The sequence below is a fragment of the Cryptosporangium minutisporangium genome, from assembly GCF_039536245.1.
Lineage (GTDB): Bacteria > Actinomycetota > Actinomycetes > Mycobacteriales > Cryptosporangiaceae > Cryptosporangium > Cryptosporangium minutisporangium.
On record NZ_BAAAYN010000007.1, the window covers coordinates 91947 to 107279 of the forward strand.

General features: G+C 71.2%; 15 protein-coding genes. 8 read left to right on the plus strand and 7 right to left on the minus strand.

Annotation, left to right across the window (positions count from 1 at the left end; all coding sequences use genetic code 11):
- Positions 1 to 29 precede the first annotated feature (29 nt).
- Genes ABEB28_RS06930 through ABEB28_RS06940 form a run of 3 tightly spaced genes read right to left on the minus strand, consistent with a single transcriptional unit; the run spans position 30 to position 2177 of the window.
- Entirely contained in the window at positions 30 to 611 is a 582-nt protein-coding gene (locus ABEB28_RS06930; RefSeq protein ID WP_345727135.1) for a GNAT family N-acetyltransferase, read from the minus strand.
- A 26-nt stretch (positions 612 to 637) separates the two neighbouring features.
- Positions 638 to 1294: a hypothetical protein gene (locus ABEB28_RS06935; protein WP_345727136.1), complete on the minus strand. Its 657-nt coding sequence runs from the start codon at positions 1292 to 1294 to the stop codon at positions 638 to 640.
- Between the two features lie 55 nt (positions 1295 to 1349).
- A complete protein-coding gene (locus tag ABEB28_RS06940) occupies positions 1350 to 2177 on the minus strand; it encodes a hypothetical protein (protein WP_345727137.1) in 828 nt (275 codons plus the stop codon).
- A 119-nt stretch (positions 2178 to 2296) separates the two neighbouring features.
- Here ABEB28_RS06940 and ABEB28_RS06945 point away from each other — a divergent pair, with 119 nt between their 5' ends.
- The 5 genes from ABEB28_RS06945 (at position 2297) to ABEB28_RS06965 (ending at position 7836) form a co-directional block, all read left to right on the plus strand.
- Positions 2297 to 3619 (plus strand): winged helix-turn-helix domain-containing protein, encoded by a 1323-nt coding sequence (locus ABEB28_RS06945; RefSeq protein WP_345727138.1) that lies wholly within the window; start codon positions 2297 to 2299, stop codon positions 3617 to 3619.
- Positions 3620 to 3725: 106 nt separating this feature from the next.
- On the plus strand, positions 3726 to 4310 hold the full coding sequence (locus ABEB28_RS06950) for a DUF2752 domain-containing protein (protein WP_345727139.1): 585 nt from the start codon (positions 3726 to 3728) through the stop codon (positions 4308 to 4310).
- A gap of 51 nt (positions 4311 to 4361) precedes the next feature.
- The gene (gene thyX / locus ABEB28_RS06955; RefSeq protein ID WP_345727140.1) at positions 4362 to 5120 is read left to right on the plus strand and encodes an FAD-dependent thymidylate synthase; all 759 of its coding nucleotides are present in this window, start codon (positions 4362 to 4364) and stop codon (positions 5118 to 5120) included.
- 44 nt (positions 5121 to 5164) lie between these two features.
- Positions 5165 to 6079: a 4-hydroxy-tetrahydrodipicolinate synthase gene (dapA, locus tag ABEB28_RS06960; RefSeq protein ID WP_345727141.1), complete on the plus strand. Its 915-nt coding sequence runs from the start codon at positions 5165 to 5167 to the stop codon at positions 6077 to 6079.
- Positions 6080 to 6150: 71 nt separating this feature from the next.
- Positions 6151 to 7836, plus strand: coding sequence for a ribonuclease J (locus ABEB28_RS06965; RefSeq protein ID WP_345727187.1), 1686 nt, complete (start codon positions 6151 to 6153; stop codon positions 7834 to 7836).
- Between the two features lie 59 nt (positions 7837 to 7895).
- Here ABEB28_RS06965 and ABEB28_RS06970 read toward each other — a convergent pair whose 3' ends face one another.
- Positions 7896 to 8063 carry a hypothetical protein gene (locus ABEB28_RS06970; protein WP_345727142.1) on the minus strand — a complete coding sequence of 56 codons (168 nt, stop codon included), beginning with the start codon at positions 8061 to 8063 and terminating at the stop codon, positions 7896 to 7898.
- Between the two features lie 183 nt (positions 8064 to 8246).
- On the opposite strand from ABEB28_RS06970, the gene ABEB28_RS06975 reads away from it, so the two are divergent.
- On the plus strand, positions 8247 to 10871 hold the full coding sequence (locus ABEB28_RS06975) for an FtsK/SpoIIIE family DNA translocase (RefSeq protein WP_345727143.1): 2625 nt from the start codon (positions 8247 to 8249) through the stop codon (positions 10869 to 10871).
- Positions 10872 to 10948: 77 nt separating this feature from the next.
- Here ABEB28_RS06975 and ABEB28_RS06980 read toward each other — a convergent pair whose 3' ends face one another.
- Positions 10949 to 11539: a hypothetical protein gene (locus ABEB28_RS06980; RefSeq protein WP_345727144.1), complete on the minus strand. Its 591-nt coding sequence runs from the start codon at positions 11537 to 11539 to the stop codon at positions 10949 to 10951.
- A 454-nt stretch (positions 11540 to 11993) separates the two neighbouring features.
- Between ABEB28_RS06980 and ABEB28_RS06985 the strand changes: the two genes are divergently transcribed.
- Positions 11994 to 12824 carry a nucleoside-diphosphate kinase gene (locus ABEB28_RS06985; RefSeq protein WP_345727145.1) on the plus strand — a complete coding sequence of 277 codons (831 nt, stop codon included), beginning with the start codon at positions 11994 to 11996 and terminating at the stop codon, positions 12822 to 12824.
- Here the strand turns inward: ABEB28_RS06985 and ABEB28_RS06990 are convergent.
- The gene (locus ABEB28_RS06990; protein WP_345727146.1) at positions 12818 to 13426 is read right to left on the minus strand and encodes a peptide deformylase; all 609 of its coding nucleotides are present in this window, start codon (positions 13424 to 13426) and stop codon (positions 12818 to 12820) included. The two genes, ABEB28_RS06985 and ABEB28_RS06990, sit on opposite strands and share 7 nt — an antisense overlap.
- Positions 13427 to 13646: 220 nt before the next feature.
- Between ABEB28_RS06990 and ABEB28_RS06995 the strand changes: the two genes are divergently transcribed.
- Positions 13647 to 14288, plus strand: a complete 642-nt coding sequence (locus ABEB28_RS06995) for an HAD family hydrolase (RefSeq protein ID WP_345727147.1) — start codon at positions 13647 to 13649, stop codon at positions 14286 to 14288.
- Here the strand turns inward: ABEB28_RS06995 and ABEB28_RS07000 are convergent.
- A complete protein-coding gene (locus tag ABEB28_RS07000) occupies positions 14256 to 15302 on the minus strand; it encodes a helix-turn-helix domain-containing protein (RefSeq protein WP_345727148.1) in 1047 nt (348 codons plus the stop codon). The two genes, ABEB28_RS06995 and ABEB28_RS07000, sit on opposite strands and share 33 nt — an antisense overlap.
- Positions 15303 to 15333: the final 31 nt, after the last annotated feature.

A 15333-nucleotide genomic window follows, 5' to 3' on the forward strand; every position in this document is an offset into this window, starting at 1 on the left:
TGCTCGGAGGCCGGTTCGCTCACGGAGCGTCAGTCGGCGGGGGCTAGGTCGGTGACCAGCCGGATCTCGGCGACCTCGGTGCCGTCCATGTCCAGGACTCGGCCGACGCCGTCCGACGCCCACCCGGTCGACTCCAGGAAGGAGCGGGTGGCGCCGTCGGCCTCCAGCGCCCAAGTCAGCGCCCGGGTGAATCCCTCGTCGCGCGCGACGTCGACGACCGCCGCGAGCAGGCGGCTGCCGTGGCCGCGCCGTCCCCAGCGCGGCTCGACGAGCAGCGTGTTGACCAGCAGCGCGGTCGCGTCCCACTCGCCGACCGGCGTCGGCGCCGTGGACTCGTACCCGGGGCCGACGAGATCCTCGCCCGCCGCAGGCCCGATCGCGGCGAACCCGACCGTGGTCGCTCCCTCGTACGCGACGTACAGCCGGTGCCGCGGGGTCGGCGGTTCGACGATCGCCGAGCGCCACTGGGCCGCCACGTCGTCCTCGTCCAGCGCGTCGAGGACGGATGCCGGGATCACCGCGGCGTAGGCGGTCCGCCAGGTGGCGAGCTGGACGCGGGCCACCGCGGCGGCATCGTCCGCCCGCGCCGCCCGTACGAACGCGTCGACCATGGCGGGAAGCCTAGTAGGTAGGGCGTTCAGTAACCGTCGCCGGCACCGGGCTCGACCACCCGCGGCGCCTGCTCGATCGCGGCGCGACGGGCGGAGACCGCCGCACCGAGCGGTGCGAACCAGGGCATCTCCAGGCCGCGCGCCCCGTACACCAGCCAGGACACCGCGACGGCGAACCACGGTGCGGACGGACCGTGGAGCATCAACGGTGCGCCTGCCTCGTAGCGCAGCACGAACGCCCAGCGGGTGAGATCGACGAGGAGTTCCTGCACGCCGTCGTGCCAGAAATTGAGCCACTCCCCACTGTGGTCGCACAGGATCCGCTGGTCGGTAAGCGCGGTCCGGACCATCGCGTGGTCGCGCCACTGGGCTGCCGCCATCGCCGCCGCCCGGTTGCGCGCCTGCTGGTTGGCGATCGCCTGCACCGCGAGGCCGCCGAGCACGAACGCCGGCGACCCGAACCAGAGACTGCTGCCCTGCTGGTACTCGACCGTCGTGCCGTAGAACCGCGCGTACCCCAGAACGGCGGTGGCGAAGTGGTTCTCGTCCGATCGCAGGCGAAGCGGCGTACGCGGATCGGCGCGCAGCGTCCCGCCGCGGCTCAGGTGCTCGTAGAGGCCGCACGCGCTGGACCAGCCCGCCCGCAGCGTGGCGTCCATCGCCGGATCGATCGGTGGGATCATCGCCGGCCCCGCTCCGGCTGGCGAGGCCGCTCCGGCTGGCGAAGCCCGAGGCGCGTCACTTCTCGCTCCGGGGAAGCCGAGACGCCATCCGGGTCGCCATCGCGATCGCATGGCGCTGGTAGCTGGTCGACTTCTGGTGGGCATCGACCGCGAGCACCAGAACGGCCTGTCCGGAGCGGACGACGAGGACGGCGGTCGCCTCGTTGATGGTCGCCGTGTTCCCGAACGCCGCAAACGACTCGTCGCCCAGTCTCCGGACGCTGAACTCCTGCCAGCCGCATTCCTGGGCGTGCGCGCGCACCTGGCCGAAGTACTCGGTGCTGTAGCGACCGTAGAAGCCGGCGACCGCGGAGGAGATCTCGACGGCATCCTCGGTCCCGACGATGCCGAGCCCGTTGGCGTCCTGGGAACCGATCGCGTCGCCGGCCACCGACCCCGTCTCGCAGAGCTGGAACGGCGAGAGCGTGACCACACGATCGGGGGGCCAGGTGGCGCTGTCGTCGACCCGTGAGCCGGTGGCGGCCAACGCGTCTGCCGGGGTGACGAGCGCCTTCGCTAGGACCTCGGCGGCGGGCGGCGGCGTCGATCGGTCGACGGATCGTGTCGGTGACGCGGCGAGCACATCCGGGCGGTCCGACTCGGAGGACCCGAACGCCCACGTCGCGCAGCAGCCCAGGACCAGGACGAGCGGCAGTACGACGGCGAGGCCGACGATCAGGCCGATGCGCTTCCTCTTCGGGGGGACCGCGGGTGCGCCGGGGAAGATCCACGGCGAACCGCCGGATGCGGGATGGACCGAGGGCGGCATCGGGTAGTCGATCGGCGGTAACGGGTGCTGGTCGGACGGCTCGTTTCCCCGCGAGTCACCATCAGCGACGTGCATGGTGCGCATCTTGTCATGAGTGGCGGAACTGGCTTCCGGGACAGCTGGGCCGACCCAGAATTGTCGGGGGGTCGGGGCACACTGAGCCGAACCGTCGACGACCCGGAAGGCGATCTCCCGTGAGCAGCACCTTGCCGGCCGCGCGCCGGCCGGGCCCCACCCAGACCTTGTCGGCGGCCGAGGCGCGGCGCGTCGCCCTGGCGGCCCAGGGCTTCGCCGACCCGCGGCCGACCGGCCGTCCCGGTGCCCGGGCGCTGCGCCGGGTGCTCGATCGCGTCGGGCTGTTCCAGATCGATTCGGTGAACGTGCTGGTCCGCTCCCACTACCTCCCGCTCTTCAGCCGGCTGGGCAGCTATCCGGTCGAGATGCTCGAGCGAGCCGCCTACTCCCCGGGCCGGCAGCTGTTCGAGTACTGGGCGCACGAGGCTTCGCTGGTTCCGGTCGAGGTCCAGCCGCTGTTGCGCTGGCGGATGGACCAGGCGGCCGACAATTCCTGGGGCGGCATGCGCCGGATCGCCGCGGAGAAGCCGGACCTGGTCGCGAAGGTGCGGGCGACGATCGCCGAGCGCGGTCCGCTCACGGCGGGGGAGCTGGAGGCCGAGAACGGCCCCCGGGCGCCGCGCTCCGGGCCGTGGTGGGACTGGCGGGAGAGCAAGCTCGCGCTGGAGTACCTGTTCTGGGCGGGCGAGGTCAGCACGTTCGACCGCCGGAACTTCGAGCGTCGGTACGACCTCACCGAGCGGGTGCTGCCGCCGGAGGTGATCGCGACACCGACGCCCGAGCCGGCGGTCGCGTACCGGGAGCTGATCCGGCTCTCCGCTCGTTCGTTGGGCGTCGCGACCGAGCCCGACCTGCGCGACTACTTCCGGCTCAAGCCGCAGCAGTCGAAGCCGGCCGTCGCCGAACTGGTCGAGGAGGGCGCGCTGGTCCCGGTCACGGTCGAGGGCTGGCGGGACGTGGCGTACCTCGCCGCGGACGCTCGGATGCCGCGCCGGGTGGGCGCGACCGCGCTGCTCTCGCCGTTCGACTCGCTGGTCTGGTTCCGGCCCCGTGCCGAGCGGCTGTTCGACTTCCACTACCGGCTGGAGATCTACACCCCGGCCGAGCGTCGGGTCTACGGCTACTACGTGCTGCCGTTCCTGTTCCGTGGGCAACTCGTCGGCCGGGTCGACCTGAAAGCCGATCGAGCGGCCGGCGTGCTGCGGGTGCCTGGCGCGTTCGCCGAACCAGCGGTGTTGGCCACGCCGCTGGTACCCACCGGCGACGGAGAGGAGCCGGTGCGGGGCGCTTCGGCCCGGCGGCGGGCGTTCACGGCCGAGGCGGTGGCGGCGCTCGCCGTCGAGTTGCGTGCGCTCGCGGCTTGGCTCGGGTTGGACGGGGTCGAGGTCGGGCCCAACGGCGACCTCGCAGCGCCCCTCAGCGCCGCCCTGCTGACCGAGTGACCGCTGCACGCGTGGTCGGCCGACGGGCTGTCGGGACCTCGACGACCGCCGTCAGAGGTCGCGAACCGCGTGTATCGTCGCCGACAGAAGGATCGGAGGAGGGCGGATGCTCGAGCAAGCCGGAGCGCCGGGTTCGTTGGCGCCGGCCGGGGCGCCGGTACCGCCGCCGCACCCCGACGGCGCATACGCCCCCGCTGGGCAGGGCCAGCACGCTGGTGACCCGTCTGCATGGAACTACACCCCGCCGAGCCGGATCGAGCGACTGGCGACGGCGGCGTGGTCCAAGCCGTCCTGGCTGGCTCCGCTGGCGATCCTCGGCTGCGTGGGCGCGGCCGGCACGTACGTCCTGAACAACGACCCCACCGACGCGCGGCTCGACCCGGTCGGTCCGTGTGCGTTCAAGCTGATGACCGGGCTCGACTGCCCGGGCTGCGGCGGCACCCGGATGGTCTGGTACCTCCTGCACGGCGACGTCGTGCAGGCCTTCCGCCACCACCTCGTCGCCCTGATCGCGATCCCGATCCTCGCCTGGGCGTACGTGGTCTTCGCCGCCAAGCGCCTGTTCGGCGTCCGGCTGCCGAGCAAGCGGATCCCGCTCGTCGCGATCCTCGGCTACCTCGTCTTCTGGGTGGTGTTCGCGGTGCTGCGCAACCTGCCGTGGGCGCCGTTCTCCTGGTTCTTCGTATCCTGATTCTCTTCGTATGCTGACGGGGTACCCGACTCCGAACAGCAGGGAGAAATCGTGGCCGAGATCGTGCCGCTGACTGTCCGCGCGATCGCCTGGACGCACTTCGAGCCCCCCGCCGACGTCGACTGGTCGACCGACGCCGAGGGCGGTGAAGCGCTCGCCGAGTTCGCCGGCCGGGCCTGCTACCAGTCGTGGAGCAAGCCGAACCCGGCCACCGCGACGAATGCGGGGTACCTCCGGCACATCCTGGACGTCGGCCACCTGTCGGTGCTCGAGCACGGCAGCGTGACGTTCTACCTGACCGGCGTCTCCCGGTCGCTGACCCACGAGCTGATCCGGCACCGGCACTTCTCGTACAGCCAGCTCTCCCAGCGGTACGTCCCGGAGCGGGACGCGGCGATGGTCGAGCCGGACATCATCGCGGCCGACCCGGAGCTGCACGAGGCGTTCACCAAGGCCGCGGAGGCCAGTGTCGCGGCCTACACGACGCTGCTCGAAGGCCTGGAGAAGAAGTTCGCCGAGGAGGGCGCGACCAACCGGACGCTCGCCCGCAAGCAGGCCCGCCAGGCCGCCCGGTCGGTGCTGCCGAACGCGACCGAGACCCGGATCGTCGTCACCGGCAACTACCGTGCGTGGCGGCACTTCATCGCGATGCGCGCCACCGAGCACGCCGACGTGGAGATCCGTGCGCTCGCCGTCGCGTGCCTGCGGGAGCTGCAGCGCATCGCGGCGAACGCCTTCGCCGACTTCACGATCGACGCCCTCCCGGACGGCACGGAAGTAGCGACCAGCCCCTTGGTCACCGAGGGCTGAGTCCCCCGACGCGTTCCGGCCGCCGGGACGGTAGCGTGAGCAGCATGAGCGCCGAACCACGGCGGCCGTTCGGCCGCGTTCTCACCGCCATGGTCACGCCCTTCACGGCGGACGGATCGCTCGACCTCGACGGCGCGCAGAAAGTGGCCGAGCACCTCGTCGACGTGGCCGGTAACGACGGTCTGGTGGTCAACGGCACCACCGGCGAAGCACCGACGATGACCGACGCCGAGAAGGAGTCGGTCCTCCGCGCGGTCATCGAGGCCGTGGGCGACCGGGCGACGATCGTCGCCGGGGCGGGCAACAACGACACCAACCACTCGGTGGAGCTCGCCCGTACCGCAGAGAAGGCGGGTGCCCACGGGCTCCTCGTCGTCTCCCCGTACTACAACAAGCCGCCGCAGTCGGGTCTCGTCCGGCACGTCCGGACGATCGCGGACTCGGCCGGCCTTCCGGTGATGCTCTACGACATCCCGCACCGCACCGGCGTGGCGTTCGCCACCGAGACGCTGATCGCGCTCGCCGAGCACCCGCGCGTCGTCGCGGTCAAGGACGCCAAGGGCGACCTGGCCGCCAGCGCCGAGGTGATCGCCGGCTCCGACCTCGCGTTCTACAGCGGAGACGACATCCTCACGCTGCCGCTGCTCTCGGTCGGCGCGGTCGGGGTCGTGAGCGTCACCGGTCACCTGGTCGCGCCCCGGATCCGCGCGATGATCGACGCGTACGAGCGCGGCGACGTCGCCGAGGCACGCGCGCTCCACCAGGGCATGCTGCCGGTCGACATCGGGGTGTTCCGCACTCAGGCGGCGATCCTCACGAAGGCCGCCTACCACCTGCTCGGCCTGCCTGCCGGGTCCGTGCGATCGCCGCTGGTGGACGCGACCGCTGAACAGATCGCGATACTCCGCGACGATCTCGCCCGTGGTGGCGTGGAACTGGCCGACGAGGAGGCTGCATGACCGTCGCGTCCGACAAAGGCGGTTCCCGGCGAGGCCGGGGTGCTCCGGCCGCAGTGGGAGGTGTGGACGCGATGACGATTCCGGCGCCGCTGGGCCCACCGCCGCCGCTTCCGGCCGGCGGACTGCGCGTCCTCCCGCTCGGCGGCCTGGGTGCGATCGGCCGCAACATGACGGTGTTCGAGGCCGAGGGACGGCTGCTGATCGTCGACTGCGGCGTCCTGTTCCCGGAGGCCGACCAGCCCGGCGTCGACCTGATCCTGCCGGACTTCACGCCGATCGCCGACCGCCTGGGCGACGTCGAGGCGATCGTCCTCACGCACGGGCACGAGGACCACATCGGCGGCGTGCCGTACCTGTTGCGCCTCAAGCCGGACATCCCGCTGGTCGGCTCCCGGTTCACGCTGGCGCTGATCGAAGCCAAGCTTCGTGAGCACCGCATCGAGCCGTACAGCCTGACCGTGCGGGAGGGCCAGGCCGAGCAGCTCGGGCCGTTCGGATGCGAGTTCTTCGCGGTCAACCACTCGATCCCGGACGCGCTGGCGGTGGCGATCCGGACACCGGCCGGCACCGTGCTGCACACCGGCGACTTCAAGATGGACCAGCTGCCGCTGGACGGCCGGCTGACCGACCTCGGCGGGTTCCACCGGATCGGACGCGAGGGCGTCGATCTCCTGCTCTCCGACTCGACGAACGCCGAGGTGCCGGGTTTCGTCACCGCGGAGCGCGAGATCGGTCCGGTCCTCGACGACCTCTTCCGGAACGCCACCAAGCGCATCATCGTGGCGAGCTTCGCGTCGCACGTGCACCGCGTCCAGCAGGTGCTCGACGCCGCACACGCGCACGGTCGGCGGGTCGCGTTCGTCGGGCGGTCGATGGTGCGCAACATGGGCGTCGCCCGGGACCTGAAGCTGCTCCGCATTCCGGAGGGTCTGGTCGTCTCGCTCGACGACGCGGCCAGCCTGCCGCCGACCCAGGTCGTCTTCATGTCGACCGGATCCCAGGGCGAGCCGATGAGCGCGCTCGGAAGGATGGCGTCCCGCGATCACCGGCACATCACGATCGAGCCGGGCGACACGATCATCCTGGCGTCGTCGCTGGTGCCGGGCAATGAGAGCGCGGTGTACCGGGTCATCAACGGGCTGGCGCGGTGGGGCGCGAACGTGATCCACAAAGAGGTCGCGAAGGTACACGTCTCCGGGCACGCACCCGCGGGGGAGTTGCTGTACCTGCTGAACGCGGTGCGACCGCGGAACTTCATGCCGGTGCACGGCGAGTGGCGTCACCTGCAGGCGCACGCCCGGCTCGCAGGACAGACCGGGGTGCCGGACGACCGGATCGTGATGTGCGCCGACGGCGACGTCGTGGACCTCGTGGACGGCGTCGCGCGGATCACCGGGCACGTCGAGAACCACTACGTGTACGTGGACGGCTTGGCGGTCGGCGACGTCGGTGAGACCGCGCTGACCGAGCGTCGGATCCTCGGGGACGAGGGCTTCATCGCGGTCACCGTGGTGGTGGACGAGGCCACCGGCAAGGTGGTGGGTGGCCCCTTCGTCGCTGCCCGCGGATTCGCCGACGACCCGACGGCGTTCGACCCGGTGCTGCCGTTGATCGAGCAGGCGCTGGACGCCGCCGCGGCCGACGGGGTGATCGAACCGCGGCAGCTGCAGCAGACCGTGCGGCGCACGGTCGGGCGCTGGGTGTCGGACACCTACCGGCGCCGCCCGATGATCGTGCCGACGGTCCTCGAGGTCTGAGCGATCGAGTGAGATCGAGGGAACCGGCCGCTCCGGACCGGAGCGGCCGACTCGGTCAGTCAGTGGTGGCGGGTCCCGCCGCTACCACCGCCGCGCAGGCGGCCGGACAGCTTGCGGAGCTTGTCCTGGTTGCCCGGCTTCCCCAGCTCGCGCTGGGCTCGAGCGATCGTCTGCTGCCCCTTCGGGCTGCGTGCGAACGCCATGAGCTTGTTGATGATCGACGCCATCGTGGTCCCTCCTGTAGTGGAGCGGGTAGTCCCGCTGCTCCGGACCGGTGCTGCGGGAGTTCCCCGTTCTCCATCAAACAACGCGCGGACAACACGTAATCGTTCCGCTACTCACAGTTAGGGTAGACTCGGGACCGGCGCGGCAGTGCGGCACACGGGTGTCGGCACGATACGGTCGTCACCATGGCTGGTGGTCGTTCCCGCGCGTCTGGATCAAATCCGGCCGGCTCGCAGAACGGACCCGCGAAGAAGGCTGCCCCGCGGAAGGCCGCTCCTCGCAAGGCCGCCGGACGGACCCCCACTGCACGCACGGCCGCCGCTCGCGGCGGCGCGAGGCCCGCGAAGGCCACCAAGCGCGCTACCCCGGCCGGCCGCGGCAAGGCAGCGCCGTCCCGGGTCCCCGGTCCGGGTCAGGTCCTGCTCAACGCCTGGCTGCTAGTGGCGCGCGGCGTCGGCGGTGGAGTACGCGCGGCCGGGCGACAGGCGTCCACGGCCCGAGACCTGCCTGCTGAACATCGGCGGGACGGTGCCGGCCTGCTGGTGCTGGCGATCGGCATCGTCGCGGCTGCCGCGCTCTGGTTCAACGCAGGCGGACCCACCGGCGACGTGACCCGGACGGCCCTCCGATGGCTGTTCGGCTCCGCCGCCGTGGCGCTCCCGGTCCTGTTCGGCGCGGCCGCGGTCCGGATGATGCGGACGCCCGCCGACCCCGAGCACCGCGGCCGGATGGTCGTCGGCTGGTCGGCGCTGACCATCGGTTTACTGGGCCTGTTCCACCTGGGCGCCGGTGACGCCTCCGACCCGGACACCTGGACGCACGCCGGCGGGGTGATCGGCCGGTTCGCCGCCGGTCCGCTGGTCGCCGCGGTCACCGCGTGGGTGGCGATCCCGATCCTGGTGCTGGTCGTGATCTTCGGCGTGCTGGTGATCACCGCGACGCCGATCGCCGCGATTCCGGCCCGCCTGGACCAGCTCTGGGGCCTGACCCAGGGCCGCGTCCAAGCCCTGCCGCCGGACGTCGAGGGCGAGGACGTCGGCCTGGACGTGGTCGACGATGCACTCGCTGCGCCGCCTCGTCCGCGGCGCCGCCGCCGGGCCGCGGACGGCCTGACCCCCGACACCGGGCCGGTCGGCGATCCCGAGGAGACCGGCGCGATCCGTCGCACCGGTCCGGACAGCGTGCCCGCTGCGGGGGTGCCCGGCCCGCGTCCCGGCGTCAAGCGGGCGACGACCCCGGCCGAGCCGGCGGACGTACCGGCGTCACCACCGCGCAGCGCTCCCGAGCACACGCCGGCACCGACGCGGGCCGAACAACTCGCGCTCAGCGCGACCGAGGGCGACTACCGGCTCCCGCCGCCGAACCTGCTCTCGTCCGGCCCGCCGGCGAAGACCCGTAGTCGCGCCAACGACACCGTGATCGCGGCGCTGACCGGCGTGTTCGAACAGTTCGACGTGGACGCTGCGGTCACCGGCTTCACCCGGGGGCCGACGGTGACCCGGTACGAGATCGAGCTGGGCCCGGCCGTGAAGGTCGAGCGGATCACGCAGCTCTCCCGGAACATCGCGTACGCCGTGAAGTCGCCGGACGTCCGGATCATCAGCCCGATCCCGGGCAAGTCCGCGGTCGGCGTCGAGATCCCGAACACCGACCGGGAGACGGTCGCGCTCGGCGACGTCCTGCGCAGCCACGCGGCGACCAGCGACGAGCACCCGATGCTGGTCGGGCTGGGCAAGGACATCGAGGGTGGCTACGTCGTCGCGAACCTCGCGAAGATGCCGCACATCCTGGTAGCCGGAGCGACCGGCGCCGGCAAGTCCAGCTGCATCAACACGCTCCTGGTGTCGATCCTGTCCCGGTCGACGCCGGACGAGGTGCGGCTGGTGCTCATCGACCCCAAGCGGGTCGAGCTGACGCTCTACGAAGGCATCCCGCACCTGGTCACGCCGATCATCACGAACGCGAAGAAGGCCGCGGACGCTCTGCAGTGGGTCGTCCGCGAGATGGACATGCGCTACGAGGACCTCGCGGCCTCGGGCGTGCGGCACATCGACGACTTCAACAAGAGGGTGAAGAGCGGCAAGATCACCGCGCCACCCGGTTCGGAGCGGGTCTACCGTCCCTACCCGTACCTGCTGGTGATCGTCGACGAGCTGGCCGACCTGATGATGGTGGCGCCGCGGGACGTCGAGGACGCGATCGTCCGGATCACGCAGCTGGCCCGAGCCGCCGGCATCCACCTGGTCCTCGCGACGCAGCGCCCGAGCGTCGACGTGGTCACAGGTCTGATCAAGGCCAACGTGCCGTCGCGGCTGGCGTTCTCCACCTCGTCGCTGGCGGACTCGCGGGTCATCATCGACCAGCCCGGCGCGGAGAAGCTCGTCGGCCGTGGTGACGGGCTGTTCCTGCCGATGGGTGCGTCGAAGCCGATCCGCATCCAGGGCGCCTGGGTGACCGAGAACGAGACCGCGGCGATCGTCAAGTTCTGCAAGGAGCAGCGCGAGCCGGAGTTCCGCGAGGACGTGACCGCGCCGACGGCGGCCAAGAAGGACATCGACGAGGACATCGGCGACGACCTCGACCTGCTCTGCCAGGCGGTGGAGCTGGTCGTGACGACCCAGTTCGGCTCGACGTCGATGTTGCAGCGCAAGCTGCGCGTCGGGTTCGCGAAGGCGGGCCGGCTGATGGACCTGATGGAGACGCGGGGCGTCGTCGGACCGTCCGAGGGGTCGAAGGCCCGGGATGTTCTGGTGAAGCCGGACGAGCTGGACTCGGTCCTCACCGTCCTCCGTGGAGGCGCTGCGGAGTAACCGCCGCTGTAGTGCCCGATCGGGTCCACGTGCGGTGTGGACCCCGCTCAGGCACCACAGTCGGGCTGCGCCGAGGATCAGGCCGGGCGGGCCGCGGCCATCGCTGCGGCGCGGGCGCCGGCCTGGGCCGGCGTCAGAACCTCGTCGGCGACGACGACGGCCTCGAACAGCGACAGCGGGATGCGTTCGAACAGCGGCGAGCCGAGGCTGTCGAACACGTCCGGCGGCACGATCCGGTCGGGCGTCGTGACGACCACCGTCGGCAGCCGCTCGGCCAGATCGCGGGTGCCGACGATGTTGAGGACCTCGGTCGGCCCCACCGCGTCGGCCCCGGCGAGTCCGGTCAGCGCGCGGGAGGCGTCGGTGCCGGACGCCGCCCCGCCGAGCCGGGCGAGCACGCGCCGGGTGGTCCCGCTGCTCGGCGCGGTGACGAACCCGCCCACCCGGCCGGCCAGCAGCCGGTAGGCGGTGTCGACGGCCGCCTGAGCGTCCCGCTCCAGGCGAGCGGCGAACCGTGGCAGCTCGATCCGGGGGTCGCCCGTCTCCAGCAGCCGCTCCAGGTGCCACAGGCTGGCATAACCGGCGAGTTCGCGGCGAAGAAAGCGAAGACAATGCGCTACGAGTTCAGATTGATCCGCGATTTCTTCGAGTTCAGAAATGGCGCGCAATGTGACTCCGGTAGAGCCGACGTCGCGAACAGAGGTCAGTGCGACGAGTCCAGGGGGAATATTTTCCGCGGTCACCCAGCGACCTTTCCGATCAGGCGGGAGTTCACCGGGGAACTAAGCTACCGTCGAGGGCGACCGCCACTTCATCCACGGTCGACTAAAGCTGATGCTGACCGAATGCATGAACGCATCGCTCCGTGTCGACTCCTCGGCGCGACGAGCCTCCCCGCGCTGTGCTGGGGCGATAGCACTGCTCGCGCTGGATACCCACCGACCTGTCTGGGAGGCCACGGTGGCTCAGCCGGACCATTTCGGCCCTACTCCGTTAACTGAATTCGTGCACTTGGATCCCGTTGTCGTACCGGATCCGGTGGACCTTCGATTAGCACAGTCGGCCGGTAAACGGCGACTCTATTCGGTCGACACCTATTACCGGGACTCCTGGGAGGATTTAATGCGTATCGGTGGCTCTGATGCCGTCGGGATAGCCACCCGGCATGCGTTCGCGCTGCTCAAACCGGATGCGGTGGTACGACGGCGGTTGGTGTCCGCGCTGGAGTGGCTTTCGGTGCGGGGATGGCGGGTGGTGCACGCCCGCCGGTTCCGCGTCCACCGCTGGGCGGTTCGTGCGTTCTGGCAGTACCAGTGGAACACCGCGACCCGCGACCGGCGGGAGATGGCGGACCTCTACATGTCGGCGACCGACTCGCTCGTGCTGCTGCTCCGCGCGCCGCACGACGGCGAGTGGGCGTCGTCGATCCTCACCCGCGGGAAGGGATCGTCGGATCCGGCGCGCTGCCGGCCCGGCCAGCTGCGGCACGCGCTGGGGACGCTCAACCAGCAGCTCAACCTCGTGCACACCGCGGACGAGCCGGTGGATCTCATCCGGGAGATCGGGATCTGCTGCACGGCGTCGGAGCGCGCGGATCTCTACCGGGCGCTCGTCGACGGGGTGGACGCAGCGGACGAGGCGGTCGACCGGGCGCGCCGGTTGGAAGCCGACCACGAAGCGCTCGACCTGTCGCTGACCGGCACCGTCGCGCGGCTGGCCGGCCGGTCGGTCGGCGGCGGCGAGCGCGCGCTGCTGCGACGCAGGCTCACCGGACTGCTGGACGGACGCACGACCGGCTGGCGGGAGCTCGTCGCGCTGGCCGACCGGGCCGGTGTCGCGCTCTCCCGGTGGGACCGGGTCGTGCTCGGCACGTACCTTCTCGTCCCGACGCTTCCGGGCGTCGTCCCGCTCGTTTCGGACGCCTCGGCCGCCGGGGTCGGGCCGCCTCAGTAGTTCCCGGCGGCCTCGGTCGCGCGGTAGTCCTCGACCGGGATCAGCCGGTCCGTCGCCGCCATCAGGTCGCAGTACAGGACGCCGTCCAGATGGTCGATCTCGTGCGCCACCAGCCGCGCCAGGCTGCCGTTGAAGCGGGTGGTGCGCGGCGTCCCGTCCCACGCCTGGTCTTCGACCACGAGGTGCACCGGACGCCGCACCCGGCCGCGCACGTCGAAGAAGCTCAGGCAGCCCTCGAAGCGGACGTCGTCGGCCGCGGAGCGGTCGACCACCCGCGGGTTGAGCAAGACGATCGGCCCGCGGGCGTCGGGCGTGCACACGATCGCGGCCCGGCGGCCGACCCCGATCTGCGGGGCGGCGAGCCCCATTCCCCCACGGAACGAGTGGATGCGCCGTACCTCCGCCGCGGTGGCGCGCAACCGGGCCACCACCTGGCGGGCCGCCCGCGCCTCGGTGGGAAGGGTGAACTCGACGGACGGTTTGCCGAGTAGCGGATCCTCGTCCCTCTGGGCGATCCCCAACGCTCGCAGGTCTCCGCTGGACGCCGAGCGGGCGGGGAGAACCGGGGCGATCGTTGTGGCGCGAGAGGCGGATGAGATCACGGAAGGGCAGATTAGCGCCCCGATGTCTGGTCTCGCTGCCGCCCCACCGGCGCTCACCCCGGAACCCGGCCATGACCGGCGGGAAACCTGGATTCTCATCCATTCTCATGCGGTGGGGCCCGTGAGCGATTGCGACCGGCCGACGAGCAAATCACTCTGGGGTGTGTCGCACTTGCCGGGAAGTGAGGAAAGCCCACAGGACGACGTCGCGTTACGCGCAGTGCTGTTCGATATGGACGGCACGCTGGTCGCGAGCGACGGGGTGTGGGACCAGGCCATGACCGAATTGGCAGCCGCTCACGGTGGTGAACTCCCACCCGAATTCTTCGTTCGCAGCGTCGGCCTCGCCACCTCCGAGGCGCTCGTCATCGCCCACAAGGTACTGGGCCTCTCCGACGATCATCTGGACGGCAACCTCCGCTGGGTGCAGGACCGGGCGCGGATGTTGCTCGACGAGGCGCCGCCGCCGTGGTTCGACGGCGCCCGGGAACTCGTCCGGACGGTGCAAGCCGCCGGGCTCCACACCGGCCTGGTCACCTCCTCCGGGCGGGCGCACGTGGAGGCGGCGTTGGTCGAGGCCGACCGGTCGCGCTTCGACGTCATCGTCTCCGCGGACGACGTGGCGGCACTGAAGCCGAGCCCGGAGCCCTATCGGCGGGCGGCGGACACCCTGGGCGTCACCCCCGCCGAGTGTGCCGTGGTGGAGGACTCCGCGATCGGCGTGGCCAGCGCGCTGGCGGCTGGGTGTCGAGTGGTCGTGGTGGCCCCGGTGACCACCGCCTGCCTCACCGTCGGCGGGATCGCCGCGGTCGATCTGGACCTGCTCCGCTCACTGCAGAACGGCCGGCCGTCGACGGTTTAGCAACGACCGGCGGGCTCTGCCGGGGTGGTCGGACCGGTCCGCGCGTTCGGGCCGGTCCGAGCGCTCGGACCGCTCCGACCGCTCGGCGGCCTGGCCGGATCGAATGCCGGGACCGTTCTGGAACTGCCAGAGCAGGCGGTAGCGCGCGTTGAGCTGCGGGTGCGGAACCTCCCAGAACCATTCCGACTCACCGTCGGGGGAGTGAGTGATCCGCGGGGTCGCGGCGAGCGGAGCACCGTCCGCGGTCATCGACGTCTCGGTACCCCAGACGCGGGGCTCCAGGTGGGTCGGGAACGTCAGGCGGATCGAGAGGTACCGGGTGGGCAGGCGGATCGCTCGCTGGAACCAGTGCCCCCAGATGCCCTCGGCGACCGTGTACGAGTACTCGATCCAGGTCCGGTCGCCCGGATAGAGCGGGAACTCGTAGTCGCCGTGCCGGAACTGGAGCCAGACGTGCTTGGCGAACGGTTGGTCGCTGGCGACGCGCCAGTCCATCGGCTCGCCGTTGCAGCTCGCGCGGAGATCGATCATGTCCCAGGTGAGCGGCGCCTCGGACCGGTCGTCGCTGACGATCCTGATCCAGTACAGCGACACCGGCTTGGTGCCGACGTTGTGCAGTTGCCGACGGATCGTCATCACGTAGCTGTGTCCGTCGAACCGCATCGACGCTTCTTCGCGCTCGACCACCAGGTCGGAGGACGAGTCGGCGGTCGGGGTGACCGGCACCGCGGCGCCGGCGGCTGATTCCTGCCGGGAGCGGTCGTACTCCCGCCAGAGCAGCCAGAGGCGGCCACCGGACCCGAGGACGTCGTCCGCCCGGCGCGCGAAGTCCTCGGTGGGGCGGTGGCGTCCGCTCTCGATGTGGCTGACGTAGGACGGGTCGAACGACATCCGGCGCGCCAAGGCCTTCTTCGATAAACCGGCCTCGACACGGCGTCTCGTCAACTCCGTGCGAAATGCGTCCATCGTCGCTGTCACCTGCGTCACCGGGGTCGTCGTGACGTCATGGTCCATGTGCGCACCTCACTGAGTGCGTGGACATACT